General features: G+C 64.1%; 13 protein-coding genes. 6 read left to right on the forward strand and 7 right to left on the reverse strand.

Annotated elements, in window-relative coordinates:
• Positions 1–2: 2 nt before the first annotated feature.
• From AVME950_RS23915 to AVME950_RS23930, 4 genes are read left to right on the forward strand one after another with little or no spacing between them, the layout of a single operon-like run.
• On the forward strand, positions 3–569 hold the full coding sequence (locus AVME950_RS23915; protein WP_284431694.1) for a dTDP-4-dehydrorhamnose 3,5-epimerase family protein: 567 nt from the start codon (positions 3–5) through the stop codon (positions 567–569).
• Complete coding sequence (locus AVME950_RS23920; protein ID WP_284431695.1) at positions 559–1,449, forward strand: NAD-dependent epimerase/dehydratase family protein; 891 nt, start codon at positions 559–561, stop codon at positions 1,447–1,449. Before AVME950_RS23915 ends, AVME950_RS23920 begins: the two co-directional genes overlap by 11 nt.
• A complete protein-coding gene (locus tag AVME950_RS23925; RefSeq protein ID WP_284431696.1) occupies positions 1,427–2,368 on the forward strand; it encodes an SDR family oxidoreductase in 942 nt (313 codons plus the stop codon). The genes AVME950_RS23920 and AVME950_RS23925 overlap by 23 nt, the downstream gene beginning before the upstream one ends.
• Positions 2,365–3,411, forward strand: coding sequence for an oxidoreductase (locus tag AVME950_RS23930; protein ID WP_284431697.1), 1,047 nt, complete (start codon positions 2,365–2,367; stop codon positions 3,409–3,411). The genes AVME950_RS23925 and AVME950_RS23930 overlap by 4 nt, the downstream gene beginning before the upstream one ends.
• 16 nt (positions 3,412–3,427) lie before the next feature.
• Here the strand turns inward: AVME950_RS23930 and AVME950_RS23935 are convergent, their stop codons facing one another.
• The 7 genes from AVME950_RS23935 to AVME950_RS23965 all read right to left on the reverse strand — a co-directional run bounded on the left by AVME950_RS23935 (position 3,428) and on the right by AVME950_RS23965 (position 10,039).
• Positions 3,428–4,675, reverse strand: coding sequence for a WavE lipopolysaccharide synthesis family protein (locus AVME950_RS23935; protein ID WP_284431698.1), 1,248 nt, complete (start codon positions 4,673–4,675; stop codon positions 3,428–3,430).
• A 48-nt stretch (positions 4,676–4,723) separates the two neighbouring features.
• Entirely contained in the window at positions 4,724–5,953 is a 1,230-nt protein-coding gene (locus AVME950_RS23940) for an FkbM family methyltransferase (RefSeq protein ID WP_284431699.1), read from the reverse strand.
• A 52-nt stretch (positions 5,954–6,005) separates the two neighbouring features.
• Entirely contained in the window at positions 6,006–6,671 is a 666-nt protein-coding gene (locus AVME950_RS23945) for a NeuD/PglB/VioB family sugar acetyltransferase (RefSeq protein ID WP_284431700.1), read from the reverse strand.
• A gap of 9 nt (positions 6,672–6,680) precedes the next feature.
• A complete protein-coding gene (locus tag AVME950_RS23950; RefSeq protein WP_284431701.1) occupies positions 6,681–7,448 on the reverse strand; it encodes an SDR family NAD(P)-dependent oxidoreductase in 768 nt (255 codons plus the stop codon).
• Positions 7,449–7,452: 4 nt separating this feature from the next.
• Positions 7,453–8,490: a ketoacyl-ACP synthase III gene (locus tag AVME950_RS23955; protein ID WP_284431702.1), complete on the reverse strand. Its 1,038-nt coding sequence runs from the start codon at positions 8,488–8,490 to the stop codon at positions 7,453–7,455.
• 6 nt (positions 8,491–8,496) lie between these two features.
• Positions 8,497–8,727: an acyl carrier protein gene (locus AVME950_RS23960; RefSeq protein ID WP_284431703.1), complete on the reverse strand. Its 231-nt coding sequence runs from the start codon at positions 8,725–8,727 to the stop codon at positions 8,497–8,499.
• Between the two features lie 82 nt (positions 8,728–8,809).
• Entirely contained in the window at positions 8,810–10,039 is a 1,230-nt protein-coding gene (locus tag AVME950_RS23965) for a flagellin (protein ID WP_284431704.1), read from the reverse strand.
• A 385-nt stretch (positions 10,040–10,424) separates the two neighbouring features.
• Here AVME950_RS23965 and AVME950_RS23970 point away from each other — a divergent pair, with 385 nt between their 5' ends.
• Together AVME950_RS23970 and fliD are read left to right on the forward strand one after the other, a co-directional pair.
• A complete protein-coding gene (locus AVME950_RS23970; RefSeq protein WP_284431705.1) occupies positions 10,425–11,648 on the forward strand; it encodes a flagellin in 1,224 nt (407 codons plus the stop codon).
• A 156-nt stretch (positions 11,649–11,804) separates the two neighbouring features.
• On the forward strand, positions 11,805–13,229 hold the full coding sequence (gene fliD, locus AVME950_RS23975) for a flagellar filament capping protein FliD (RefSeq protein WP_284407482.1): 1,425 nt from the start codon (positions 11,805–11,807) through the stop codon (positions 13,227–13,229).
• The last annotated feature ends 11 nt before the right edge of the window (positions 13,230–13,240 follow it).

Below are 13,240 nucleotides of genomic sequence, written 5' to 3' on the forward strand. Positions count from 1 at the left end.
CCATGCGCTTCGAAGAAAGCCCGTTGCCGGGCTGCTACCTGATCCAGCCCGAAGTGCGGCCCGATGAGCGCGGGCGATTCGTGAAGACCTTCAGCCGCGAGGCGTTCCTTGCCCGGGGACTAGACTGCGACTGGGTGGAGAGTTTCTACAGCGTATCGCGGCGTGGCGTGCTGCGCGGATTGCACTTTCAGTTGCCGCCGCACCACCATGCCAAGCTGGTGCATTGCAGCCACGGCCGCCTCTTCGACGCGGTGGTCGATCTGCGCCGCGGCTCGCCGACACAGGGCCGCTTTGCCACCTTCGAGCTGGACGCCGAGCTTGGCAACCAGGTCTACATTCCGGCGGGGTGTGCCCACGGCTGCTATGCACTGACCGAAGGCGCGACCATCGTCTATCACGTCACCTCGGCCCACGCGCCTCGGCATGATGCCGGCATCCGCTGGGACTCTGCCGGCATTCCCTGGCCCGATGAGCCTCCTGTGCTGTCGGTGCGCGACCGCGAGCACCCGCGGATGGAGGATTTCGCCAGCCCCTTCGAGATGCTGGAAGGACCGCCGAATGACCACTGAACGGCATGTGTTCCTGACGGGAGGGACGGGGTTCATCGGCCGGCACGTGCTGGCGTCTCTGCTGGAGGCGGGCCATCGCGTCACCGTCCTGAGGCATCCGGCCGACGCGCCTGCGTTGGTGCACCCTCGCCTTGTGTGGCTCAGCCGCGCCATGGACCAGTTGGCACCCGCCGATCTGGCCGGGGCGGACGTGCTGATGCACCTGGCGTCGCCCGGCGTCCCGCCGCAGCAGGCCGACTGGCAGACCCTGTTCTACTGGAACGTCACCGTTTTGCTGCAACTGCTCGATACGGCGCGTGCCGCTGGCGTGAAGCGGTCGGTCTTGGCGGGCACTTTCGCGGAATACGGTCGCAGCGCGGATGCCTTCGACTTCATTCCGGCCAGCGCACCGCTGGCACCCGCGTATGGCTACGCGGCATCCAAGGCCGCAGGTTTTCAGGCTGCGCATGCACACGCGATCGAACACGCCATGGAACTGTGCTACCTGCGGATCTTCTCGGTCTTCGGCGAAGGCCAGTACGCCGGGAACTTCTGGCCCGCGTTGCGTCTGGCCGCGTCGCAGGGACTTGATTTTTCGATGACCCCGGGTGCGCAGGTGCGCGACTACGTCCCCGTGGAAACGGTCGCCCGGGCATTCCGGCATGCGGCTGAGCGCCGCGATGTCGAGACGGGCAGGCCCTGGGTGCGCAATGTGGGATCGGGCAGGCCGGTATCGATGCAGGATTTCGCGCAGCACTGGTGGTCTGTCTGGAAGGCGTCGGGCCGGCTGCTCGTCGGCGCCCTGCCGTACCGGCCCAACGAGGTGATGCGCTGCGTCCCCGAGATGGAGGCCGATCTGTTCCTGTCTGGATCTGAGCATGAGGGGCAACGATTTGCTTGAATTGAACGAACTGGCCGCCCTGGAGGGCTCGCGCATCCTGATCACGGGTGCGGGCGGAATGCTCGGGCAGGCTTTCGCTCGCCGCTTGGCTGAGCAGGTACCCACTGCCTTGGTCGCGGCCCTCGACCGCCACGCGCTCGATGTGCGCCAGCGCGAGCAGGCCCAGGACTTGCGCGCCTGGCGGCCCGATATCGTGATCCATTGCGCCGTGTGTTCCGACGTCAACTGGTGCGAGGACCATGCGGACGCGGCGGCGCAGGTGCAGATCGAAGGAACCCGCCACGTGGTCGAGCTGGCCCGCGAATGCGGAGCCCGGTTTTTTTACCCGCAGACTTTCCTGATCTACGACGGAAGCCAGCCGGTGGACGAGGCCACGCCCCCCCGTCCTTTGAGCGTGTACGGACGCCTCAAGCTGGAGGCGGAGCACATCGTGCTGGAGGCGTCGCCGCAGGCGCTCACTGTGCGCATGGGCGGGTTTTTCGGAGAGCATGCGCGCGACAAGAATTTCGTCGGCAAGCTGATTCCGCACCTCGCGGGACTGCTGCGCTCCGGCGTGGACCGCATGGAGATCGGTGACCGCATCTGGCAGCCCACGCTCACGGACGATCTGGCCTACAACAGCCTGCTGCTGCTGGCGCGCGGCGAGACGGGCCGTTTCTGCATGGCCTCCCATGGGCAAGCCTCTTTCTTCGAACTGGCGCGGGAGATCGTGCTCCGATTGGGTCTGGATCGCCGCATCGAGATCGCGCGTGTTCCCGCAGAAACCATGGCCCGCAAGGAAAAAGCCGTGCGCCCCGATGCGGTGGTGATGCGCAACGCCGCGCTGCAGGCCCGCGGGCTGGATCGTCAGCGCACATGGCAGGACAGCCTGGCCGCCTATCTCGACCACCCTTATTTCACTGGAATGTTCGCCCCATGAGCCTGCAACTGCTGAGCCCCTTCGTTCACCACGACATGTTCGGTCCGATGCGCAACCGTGTGGCCATGGCGGCCATGACGCGTGGTTTTGCCGATGCGCAGCACCGCTGCACGGCCGAAATCGCTGCCTACTACGCGCGGCGTGCCGCTGCCGGCGTATCGCTCATCCTGACGGAAGGCATCGTGGTCCATCCTTCGGCGGATGGTTACCGGAACGTGCCCCACCTGCAGAACGACGAGCAGGCTGACAGCTGGATCCCGGCCGTCCGGCAGGTGCAGGAGGCCGGCGGGCGCATCGTGGCGCAACTGTGGCATTGCGGGCGGATCTCGCACCCGGACTTCACTGGCGGGTTGGCGCCGGTCAGTTCCACGGACCGGCCAGCGGCGGGCATCAACCGCCAGAACGGCCAGCCCTACGGGCAGCCCCGTGCACTGCATGCGTCGGAGATGCCGGGCATCTACCGTCTTTTCGAGGAGGCCGCGCAGCGGGCCCTGAATGCGGGCTTCGACGGCGTGCAGGTCCATATGGGACATGGATACCTGATTGACCAGTTCCTGGATGCACGCATCAATGACCGGACCGATGCCTATGGCGGATCGGTCGAAAACCGCTGCCGCATCGTGCTGGAACTGGTGGAGCGCCTGTTGCCCATTTGCGGCCCCCAGCGCCTGATGATCCGCCTCTCGCCCGCACGGATGATGGGCGGACTGTACGAGTGGCCGGACCTCGACGACATGCTGCACCATCTCATCCCCCGGCTGGATCGCCTGGGGCTGCGGCAGCTGGACATCAGCTGCGCGGATGCGCCCTATGCCGAAACTTCCGGCAGGATCGTGCGCCGCGTGCGTCCCCTCTGGCCCCACTTCCTGATGGGTGGCGCGTCGCTATCCGCTGCGGAGGCCGAGCGCGAAATCCAGGAGAGGCATCTGGACATGGTCACCTGGGGCCGAGCGCTCCTTGCGAACCCGGACTTCGTGCGAAGGCTGGAGCGTGGAGAAGCCCTCGAGCCCATGACGTCCGAGCGGCGCGCCGTGCTCTACTGATCAGATGGAGGGGCAGTCAGCCGACCCGGCCACTGAAGAATTCGGCGATCGTGAAGTCCTGAGCGCTTTCCTCGTGCGCCTGCCGCATGGCCGAGGGCAGATCGGCATAGACCTCCCGCCACCAGGCGGGCGTGCCGACGAAGCCCTTGTTGAGGGTCAGATTGAAGAGCGGGACGCTCTTGAGCGACAGGACATCGGCGTACTCGTCCATCGGCAGAAGATGGTTCGCGGCGAACCGGTAGCCATCGGCGAGGTCCCGGGCCGGCTCACCCCACTTGCGTGCCAGGCTCTGCCACAGCAGGCATTCGACGGCCGCCTTCTGGATCTGCTGGTAGGGCTCGTCGGTCCGGTGCTGGATCTCGGACGCACCGCGCAGGTCTTCCGGCAGCGCCCACAGCTCGCACATGTCCTGGGTGCGGCTCACGAGAAAACGCTCGGAGAAATGGAAGGGAATCTGCTTCCAGGACGAATGCGCCAGGAAGCCGAATTTCCCCTCGTTCCTGCTGCCATCGTCGAACAGTTCTTCCACCGCCCTGTAGAGCGATCCGGTGACGACCGTATCGCTTCGCATGCGCACGGAGTACGGCACGCCCACTTCGGCCAGATGCCGGGCGCCCGCCTTGGCCGAGCGGATGATGGCATTGCGGCTGTCCACCATGTTCTGGGGCTGGGGAAGCGTGATCACGGCGTCCACCCATGGCCGGCAGGCATCGAGGCTGGCGGCGGACTGGTGATCCCAGGTGACGAAGCACAGATGCGCCTCGGGACACGCCATTCGCTGCCAGGCCAGTGCCATGGGGGTATAGGGAAACACCGGGCCCTGCACGAAGATGCCAAGTGAAGGCGTTCGCACGGGCGGCTTGCGCTGCAGGGACAGGCCTTCGAACACCCTGGAGAACGCCTGGAGCTGGTCGATGTCTCCATGCCGGCCGCTGTGGGTGAGCGCCGGCACGCAGCGGTAGTCGCCCCACAGGTTGCGGATCTGGTTCATGATTTCCGCCGAATGCGCTGCGAAGATCACCAGAAGCACATCCTCGTGCGGTTCCTTCATGAGCGCTTCGGGGCTGCGGACGGGAACACCATGGATCTGCCTGTCCTGGTGAGCGGTGAACGGGCACACGGTGTATTCCACCGGCAGGCCCAGCAGCGGATAGTAGTCCGTGAACGCCTGTCCAGCGCCCCAGCCGATCAGCCGGACCTTGGCCGGGTCGATTTCCGGATATTTCAGTAGAACGCGGTCGAGGCCGCCCCGAATCTTGGCCATCCTGCGGTGTCCTCTGGATAGTGGAGTGAATGCCTCTGCAGACGCGCTTCAGCGATGGAAATACAGGCAGGTATCCCAGCGATCTTCGGTGTGGTGCTGCAGCCCGATCGAGTAGCCGGGGGCTACGGCATCCACCAGCGCCGGGATGTCCAGCAGGTCGGTCGCGCGGTGATAGGCGGAGATCGCCATCTTGGGCAGGCCGGCGCGGATGGCCGCCTGGGCGCCCCGCAGCGCCGGAATCTCGAAGCCTTCGATGTCCATCTTGATGAAGGTCGGAGGCGCATCGATGAGATCGTCGATGCGCCGGATGCGCACGGTCTCCAAGGGCGCGCTCGGATCGACGGCGATGCTGCCCCCATGCCCCCCCAGATGGTGGAAAGGGGCTTCCGCGTCGTTCTCCCCGACGGCGAAGGGATGCAGCGAAATCCGGGATTCGAGCGGGGTGCCTGCGTAGCCCTGCTGCAGCTTGCGCAGCACCTCGATGTTCAGCCGGTCTGGCTCGATCATCCAGGAGTGTTCGATGCGATCGCCCGTGAGGCCCAGCAGCCCGGTCGTGGATTCGCCGATGGAGGCGCCGCAATCGACGAACCTCTCGTGGTCCGAGAACGTCAGCAGGCCCGAGCGGAAGTACAGGGTCGAGTAGGGCCTGGCCACAGTGAGATACCACTCGGGATTGCAGCTCAGGTGGAACAGAAGCACGCTGCGCAACGTGTTCACGGAGTGCGCATCCGCAAGCCGCCGCTCCAGCGCCAGGAATTCATCGAATCTGCTGCTGATGGCGGGGGCCCAGTCGGCCGTGCGGTAGTCCACCCGGTCATTCATGCCGAAGAGCCGGGTGACCTGCTCATGGTTCAAATGGGCGATGCCGTGGCGGGTACAAAGCCGGTCGAAGAACCGCCGTGAATAGTCCGTTCGGCAGCAGTTGATGGCGATGATGTCCGGGTCCTCGCGCAGCATCGCAAGGAAACGGTCGGTGGAAATGATGTCCACGCCGTAGTAGTCCTCGCCGCTGGCGTATTTGAAATCGTCGACCACGGCCAGTGCCCAGCCTTGGTCACGGGTCGCACGGATGAAGACTTCCGCGAAGGTCTTCGTTCCCAGCAGGATGAAGCGTGTCCGGTCCCCGCGCCGGGCGAAGATCTCGCGCGCCTGCTCAGGTATGCAGAAGTGCGGATCGCGGCGGTAGAGGTCCAGCATGGCGAGCAGCGCTTCATCCAGCTGGAAGCGATCCAGGTTGATGCGGCTGACCAAGGCGTCGGGCAGGAAGGAAGGGGGCATGGAGGCCATGGTGGGTTGCTCGCGGTCGGGCATGCGGAGCCTGGGGAGACGTTCAGCTCCAGGAAAAGCGCCGGGCCGGATTGCCCATGATGGTGATGTTGGGCGGGATGCGGCCATACACCACGCTGCCGGCACCGACCTTGACGTGGTCGCCAATGACGGTGCCGCTGGTGATGACGCAATTGGGATGGATCGACACGAAGTTGCCGATCTTCGCGCCACCACCGATGGAGCAATGGCTGTTGATCTGGCACCAATCCCCGATGCGAACGTCGTGCCCGATGACCGTGTATTCCTGCACGCAGACGAAATCGCCCAGCTGGACATCCACCGAAATGCCGACACGGGGACCGATGATGCAGCCGCGGCCCAGCCGGGCATGCCGTGTCACATGGGCCTGCGGATGCACGACCGTGGCGAAGTCGACGTCGTGGACCGACCGCAGCACTTCGGTGTATTTGTGCCGCGCCATCGGATCGCCCAGTGCCGCCATGAAGACGTCGCCATCTTCCGGAACGTAGGTCAGGGGATCACCCACGATCCCGATCGAGCGCTGCATGCCGTTCAGGGCCGACGTGCGCGAATCCAGAAAGCCCTTGGGTCGGAACAGCGGGTTGTCGTCTTCGATGTACGTCAATACTTCGCGGCCGAAGCCGCCGGCGCCCACGATGAGCAGGTTCCGATGCGGGGAGGACGTATCCGTGCAGGGTGCAGCCATGGTGGTGGATCAACTGATGGTGAGGCCGCCGTCCATCACCAGCGTCGTGCCGGTGATCCATCGGCTGGCCTGGGACAGCAGGAACACGGCGGCATTGGCCACGTCTTCCGGTTGGCCGAAACCGAGCGGGTAGTTGCCCCGCTCTTTTTCCATCGAACCCACGAGCGTGGCGGTGGCATCGAGCAATGGCGTTTCAACCAGGGCGGGCGAGAGGCAATTGGCCCGGATGCCCCGCTTGACGACTTCCATCGCGAGGCAGCGCATCATCGCAATCAGTGCGGCCTTGGTGCCGGAATAGGCGGCCACTCCCGGCACGCCGATGTGTGCGGCGATCGATGCGATGAACACCATCGATCCTCCCGGCGCGATCAGATTGCGCTTGAGAAGTGCCTGCGTCAGCAGCATCGGGGCGTCCACGTTGATGCTCTGGACTTCGCGCAGATGCTGTTCGGTGATCATCCGCACGGGAGACAGGCGCGAGATGCCTGCGCTGTGAACGATGCCGTTCAACGGCTCGGAAGCGATCTGCTCCACCAACTCGGAGCGATCGGCAGACTGGGTCAGATCCGCTCGCACCACGAGGTGGCCGGCGGCCGGTGCGGCGGATTGCAGTGCCTGCAGCGTGCGAGCGAGCCGCTGCTCGTCGCGGCCCACACCAATGACCTGGGCTCCCATGCGTGCGCAGGCGAGGGCGGTGGCGTGGCCCAGGCCCGAAGTGGCCCCCGTGACGAGGATGCGCTGTCCCTGCAGGTGAAAAGGCGTGGGCGTTGCGTCCATCGGGTCAGGACTCCAGCATGGCCGGGAAGCGAGCCCCTGCAATGTCCAGGATGCATGTGCCCCAGGACAGGCCGATGCCGAAGCCGCTCAGCAGCAGTTTGTGCGTGCCGCTGGCCAGCGTTTCGTTCAGGCGCGCGGTCATGGTGACCGGCAGTGTCGCCCCACTGGTGTTGCCATAGTCGGCCAGCGTCGATGGGACTTTCTCAGGGGGGAGTGCCAGCTTCTTGCGGATGGTTTCGTTGATCATCCGGTTGGCCTGATGGAAGACGAAGTAGTCCACATCGTCCTTGGACACCCCTGCATATTGCAGCGTGCGCTCCACGGCCGGAGGGATTTTCTGGGTGGAGAAGCTGAGCACGGCCGGTCCATCGAGGAGGAGGCGGTCTGGCCATTGCAGCTCCCCATCCTCGTCGCGCGTGGGGATGCTGTGATGAAAGGCATAGGGCTCTCGATGCCCACCCACTGGCTTGATGATGGCCTTGTAGCCACTGCCGTCGCTGTTGAGGTCGAAATACATGGGCGCGGCCGAAGGATCGAATTCCAGTGCGGTCGCCGTGCCGGCGTCGGAGAACAGCGGGTCCTTTTCGCTTGCGGAGCGGTCTCCCACCAGCAGCAGGCCCTTTTTCACCGTGCCGGACGCGATCATGCTGCCCAGCAGGTGCAACCCGAACGGGTAGCCAGAGCAGCCGAGATTCACGTCGAAAGCGATCGTGGACTGCGACAGCCCGAGCTTGTCCTGCAAGATGATGGCGGTGGAAGGAATGGGATAGTCGGGCGACTGCGTCACGACGATCAGCGCGTCCACTTCTTCGCGGGCCCACTGCAGTTCCTCCAGCAGCTTTTCGGTGGCGTCCTGCGCCAGGTCGGAAAAGCATTGCCACGACGCGCACAGGCGGCGCTGCTGGATGCCGATGTTGCGAACCAGCCTTTCCCGCTCCGAGCGGATTTTTGGAGGGCAATCCTCAAGGTTGGAAACCACGCGCTTGGGCACGCAGCTCGCCATGCCCGCAAAGCGCACGTTGTGCAGGGTGGACAGGCCCATGGTGTTTTACCCCAGCAGCTTGTAGAGGTCCGTGACCGTGGTGCAGTTCTTCAGGTCGTCGCCCACGATGGTTTTACCGTATTCCACGTCGAACATCACGATGACGCCCAGGGCGGCGAGGGAGTCCCACTCCGGCAGAGCACGCAGTTCGGTATCCGGGGTGACTTCCACCGGATCCTGGAAGTCAACAGCGGTCAGAAAGCTTTCGATGAATTGCTCGATGGAAGGCGAAGGCATGCGTACTCCAGAATAAAAATATCGCTGAGACCGAAGATTTCGGCCTCCACCGGCAGTGTATTAGCCCCGGATGCCTTCTTCTTCAGCCCTGCAGGAGTTTCAGCACCTGCTGGGGCAACTGGTTCGCCTGGGCCACCATCGCGGTTCCTGCCTGCTGCAGGATCTGCGTACGCGACAGGTTCGCCGTTTCCTTGGCAAAGTCGGCATCCACGATACGGCCACGGGCTGCCGCCATGTTCTCGCCCTGGATGTCGATATTGGCAATGGCGTTTTCGAAGCGGCTTTGCAGGGCCCCGAGGTCGGCGCGCGCCGAATTGACCTGATCGATCGCGCTGTCGATCTTCTTGAGGGCCACCCAGGCCTGGCTCTGCGTTCCGACATCGACGCTGTCGATGCCTTTCTGACCGGTGCCGGTGGCATTCGTCAGCGTGGGCGGGGTAAAGCCCGTGTTGGCCACGGTGAACCCGGTGGTGCCGCCGAACGTGATGGTCTCCGGCACGGGGGGAACGGCATTCGTCAGCTTCGAAGAGGCGAACTCGAGTCCGTAGCTGCCGTCATCGTTCTTGGTCAGGAAGGCGGTCACGCCCGTATCGGCCGTCTTGTTGTTGATCGCCGAGATCACCTGGCCGAGACGTTCCACGCCGGAGCCAGCGGCCTTGATGCTTCCCAGGTCGATGGCGGAACCCGAACCGACCTGGATCGTCAGTCCGCCCGCGGGAATCGCGCTGCCGAAGGCGGAGATCGACGTGTCCGACGCATCCACGGCGATCGCGGTGCTCGTGCTCGAGTACATGATGCTGGACAGGCCCGAGGCGCGGGTGTCTGCCAGGGCGCCGAGCGTGACGTTGTCGCCGGAATTGGCGCCCACCTGGAACAGGGCGCCCGCAAAGCTGCCGTCCAGGATCTTCTGGCCGTTGAAGCTGGTCTGCTTGGAGACGCGGTCGATTTCGTCGGTGAGTTGCTTGACTTCGGACTGCAGCGCGGCCCGGTCGGCCTTGCTGTTCGTGGCATTGCTGGCCTGAACGGCCAACTCGCGCATCCGCTGCAGCATGTCGCCGACCTTACCCAGCGCGCCTTCTGCCGTCTGGGCCAGCGAGATGCCGTCGTTGGCGTTGCGGGAGGCCACGGCCAGGCCCTTGACCTGGGTGTTCATGCGCTCGGCGATGGCCAGGCCGGCCGCATCGTCCTTGGCACTGTTGACGCGCAGGCCGGAAGACAGCCTCTGCATGGTGGTCGTCAGCGAAGCTGCCGACATTCCCAGATTGCGCTGGGCGTTGAGTGAGGCGATGTTGGTGTTGATCGTCGAGGCCATTACGGAACTCCTTCGCAAAAGGGACAAGGCACAGCTGCCGTGGCCAAGGACACCACCATCAGCGGGCAACCCTAGCGTTGGGAGAATTCTCCTCAGGTGGGGTTTTCCTGGCGTGGGGAAAAAAGGGCGGAAAACCATCCATATCCACCCTTGTGGGAGCTGGCTGACCCGGGCGGTGCCGGGGAAAGCCGATTTTTTTGCATGGAGACGCTCAAGTTCTCCAGGGGCTGCCCGATAACCTAACCAACAGGTTCAAGCGAATTTGTTGACCGGCAAGCGATGGATGGGTTCACGTGACTGCCGCCCCGGTCTTGGCAGCTGGCCATGGGGGTCAGCGTTGTGATCGGCGGTCTAGCCGGAATTTAAGTTACCAAGGAGCATTTCAATGGCCTCTACCATCAACACCAATATTGCTTCGCTCAACGCACAGCGCAATCTGGGCATGTCTGCGAACTCTCTCACCACCTCGATGCAGCGCCTGTCTTCCGGCCTGCGCGTCAACAGCGCCAAGGACGATGCCGCCGGCCTGTCGATCGCCGAGCGCATGAACACCCAGATCAAGGGTCTGACCGTGGCAGCCCGCAACGCCAACGACGGCATCTCGCTGGCCCAGACGGCAGAAGGCGCCCTGGGCAAGGTCGGCGACATGCTGCAACGGATGCGTGAACTGTCGGTGCAGGCCAGCAATGCCACCAACAGCACCAAGGACCGCGCTGCACTGCAGTCCGAAGTCAAGCAGCTCACCGACGAAATCGACCGTGTGGCCAAGCAAACCAGCTTCAACGGCCAGAAGATCCTGGACGGCAGCTTTGCGGGCGCCCTGTTCCAGGTCGGTGCCAACTCCGGTGAAAACATCACCGTCGGCGCTCTGACCAATTCCTCGGCTTCCGGCCTGTCGAACATCGAATACTCCACGGGCAGCGTGACCGCCCTGAATGCTTCCGACACGACGGTCACGGGCTTCGGCACCAAGATCGCCGCCGGTGGCCTGACCATCCAGGTGGGCTCGGCATCCGCCATCGATCTTGGCGAAATCAAGGCCGCTGGCTCTGGTGTGGAACGCCTGGGCCAAGTGGTGTCCGCCATCAATAACAAGTCCGCCGACACCGGTGTGACCGCCTTCCTGACCAAGAAGGACGACGGCACGTACGACCTGGAATTTGCTTCGTCCAAGCTGACCAGCGCAACGCCTCCTGTGCCGGAAACCATCACCTTCGGCGGCACGACCGGCTTCTCCGTGGCGAACACGGGCTTCGCCGCCCCGACGCTGGCGGCCGCCACCGGTACCGACAAGAAGGGTATCGACACCGTGACCGTCGCGACGCAAAAGGACGCATGGGTTTCCCTGAAGAAGATCGACAGCGCGATCGACCAGGTGAACTCCGCACGTGCCGACCTCGGCGCTCTGCAAAGCCGCTTCGAAAACTCGGTGGGCAACATCGACATCCAGGCCGAAAATCTGTCGGCATCGCGTGGCCGGATCGTGGACGCCGACTTCGCCAAGGAAACGGCGAACCTGTCGCGCACGCAGATCCTGCAACAAGCGGGCACTGCGATGGTGGCCCAGGCCAACCAGCTGCCCCAGGGCGTGCTGTCCCTGCTGCGTTAATCGGTGGCTTATAAAGGGGATCGGAACGGTCCGAACCCTTTTAAGCGGCGACAGGGCCACTCCTGTCGCCGCTTTTCCTGCTTTTAGATCGAAGCGATTCTCGCCACAATCGTGTATTGATTGTTGATGGCGGCCCCGGCTGCCTGGGAGACCAAAATGGGTATTACCTCGATAGGCATTGGCAGCGGGCTCGACGTCGAAACCATCGTCACCAAGACGGTGGCGCTGGAAAAGCAGCCCCTCGTTCAGCTGCAGGCCAAAGCGGACACCATCCAGACCAAGATTTCCACGTTCTCCCAGGTGAAGTCGTTGCTCTCGACCTTGTCGGATGCTGCGGCCAAGCTGACCCGGGACAGCGCGTGGAACGGCATGGCGGTCAGTTCTTCCAACAGTGCGGCTGTCACGGCCACCGTGTCGGGGATTGCCAGCGCATCGTCGTTCGGCGTGAGTGTGCAGCAACTGGCCCGCGCGCAATCGAATGCGTCCACCGCCGTGGCCAAGGACTCCGTGATTGGCGCAGGCACCATGACCATCCAGCTGGGGACCTGGGACTCCACCGCGAATCCACCGACCTTCGGCGTGGGATCCACGAAGCCGATCAATGTCTCGGTCAGCGCGACCGACACGATCACGAACATCGCCGCCAAGATCAACGAAGGCGATGCCGGCGTCACGGCCACCGTGTTGCGCGATGCCTCCGGCGAGCGGCTCCTGCTGCGCTCCAAGACCACCGGGGAAGCGTCAGGGTTTCGCGTGCAGGTGGCGGAGGACCCGGCGGCGCCGGGCCTCTCCAAGCTCGCCTTTGATCCGCAGAACTCCCCAGGCGTGGGCCTGGCGGCCAATACCATCCAGTACGCACAGAACACGCAGGCCAAGATCAACGGCATCAGCGTGACGTCCAAGGACAACACGTTCACCGAAGCCATTCCCGGACTGACCCTGACGGTGTCGCAAGTGACCACGACCGACGTGGAAATGGGAGTGAAGGCCGATACCGCGACGATGAAGAAGAACATCCAGGATTTCGTGGATGCCTACAACGCCGTCAATGACCTGCTGGGTTCCTCGACCAAGTACGACAGCGAGAGCAAGACCAAGGGCGTTCTGCAGGGCGACAGCACGGCGGTCGGGCTGCAGAACTCGCTGCGGGCGGCCATCGGTGCCGCTGCGGGCGGCACCGCTGCCCTGCAGACGCTGTCCGACATCGGCCTGGAAGTTCAGCGTGGCGGCAAGCTGACGGTGGACAACACCAAGCTGGACAACGCGCTGAAAACGCCCGACACGCTCAAGCAGCTGTTCGCATCCGACCCAGCCTCGGGCGGTACGGGCACCGGCGCCGCGGTTCGCATGAAGTCGTTCACCTCCGGACTGCTGTCGCTCGACGGCCTCATGAATAACAAGGCCGATGCCCTGGACCTGGAAGTCAAGCGCAACACCTCCGACCAGGACAAGGTGAACAATCGCGCGGCCGTATTGGAAAAGCGCATGCGGGCACAGTACACGGCGCTGGATACCCAGATGGGCAATCTTTCGGCCCTCAACAGCTACATCACGCAGCAGGTCGCCCAGTGGAACAAGTAAGCCCGGCGTCC

The sequence above is a fragment of the Acidovorax sp. SUPP950 genome (assembly GCF_030158935.1).
Classification (GTDB): Bacteria; Pseudomonadota; Gammaproteobacteria; order Burkholderiales; family Burkholderiaceae_C; genus Paracidovorax.

Coding starts and splice junctions, on each gene's coding strand:
- fliD (WP_284407482.1), top strand. CDS start 11,805: ATGGGTATTACCTCGATAGGCATTGGCAGCGGGCTCGACGTCGAAACC.
- AVME950_RS23935 (WP_284431698.1), bottom strand. CDS start 4,675: ATGGCCAAGATTCGGGGCGGCCTCGACCGCGTTCTACTGAAATATCCG.
- AVME950_RS23915 (WP_284431694.1), top strand. CDS start 3: ATGCGCTTCGAAGAAAGCCCGTTGCCGGGCTGCTACCTGATCCAGCCC.
- AVME950_RS23965 (WP_284431704.1), bottom strand. CDS start 10,039: ATGGCCTCGACGATCAACACCAACATCGCCTCACTCAACGCCCAGCGC.
- AVME950_RS23955 (WP_284431702.1), bottom strand. CDS start 8,490: ATGGGCCTGTCCACCCTGCACAACGTGCGCTTTGCGGGCATGGCGAGC.
- AVME950_RS23945 (WP_284431700.1), bottom strand. CDS start 6,671: ATGGCTGCACCCTGCACGGATACGTCCTCCCCGCATCGGAACCTGCTC.
- AVME950_RS23930 (WP_284431697.1), top strand. CDS start 2,365: ATGAGCCTGCAACTGCTGAGCCCCTTCGTTCACCACGACATGTTCGGT.
- AVME950_RS23950 (WP_284431701.1), bottom strand. CDS start 7,448: ATGGACGCAACGCCCACGCCTTTTCACCTGCAGGGACAGCGCATCCTC.
- AVME950_RS23925 (WP_284431696.1), top strand. CDS start 1,427: ATGAGGGGCAACGATTTGCTTGAATTGAACGAACTGGCCGCCCTGGAG.
- AVME950_RS23970 (WP_284431705.1), top strand. CDS start 10,425: ATGGCCTCTACCATCAACACCAATATTGCTTCGCTCAACGCACAGCGC.
- AVME950_RS23920 (WP_284431695.1), top strand. CDS start 559: ATGACCACTGAACGGCATGTGTTCCTGACGGGAGGGACGGGGTTCATC.
- AVME950_RS23960 (WP_284431703.1), bottom strand. CDS start 8,727: ATGCCTTCGCCTTCCATCGAGCAATTCATCGAAAGCTTTCTGACCGCT.
- AVME950_RS23940 (WP_284431699.1), bottom strand. CDS start 5,953: ATGCCCCCTTCCTTCCTGCCCGACGCCTTGGTCAGCCGCATCAACCTG.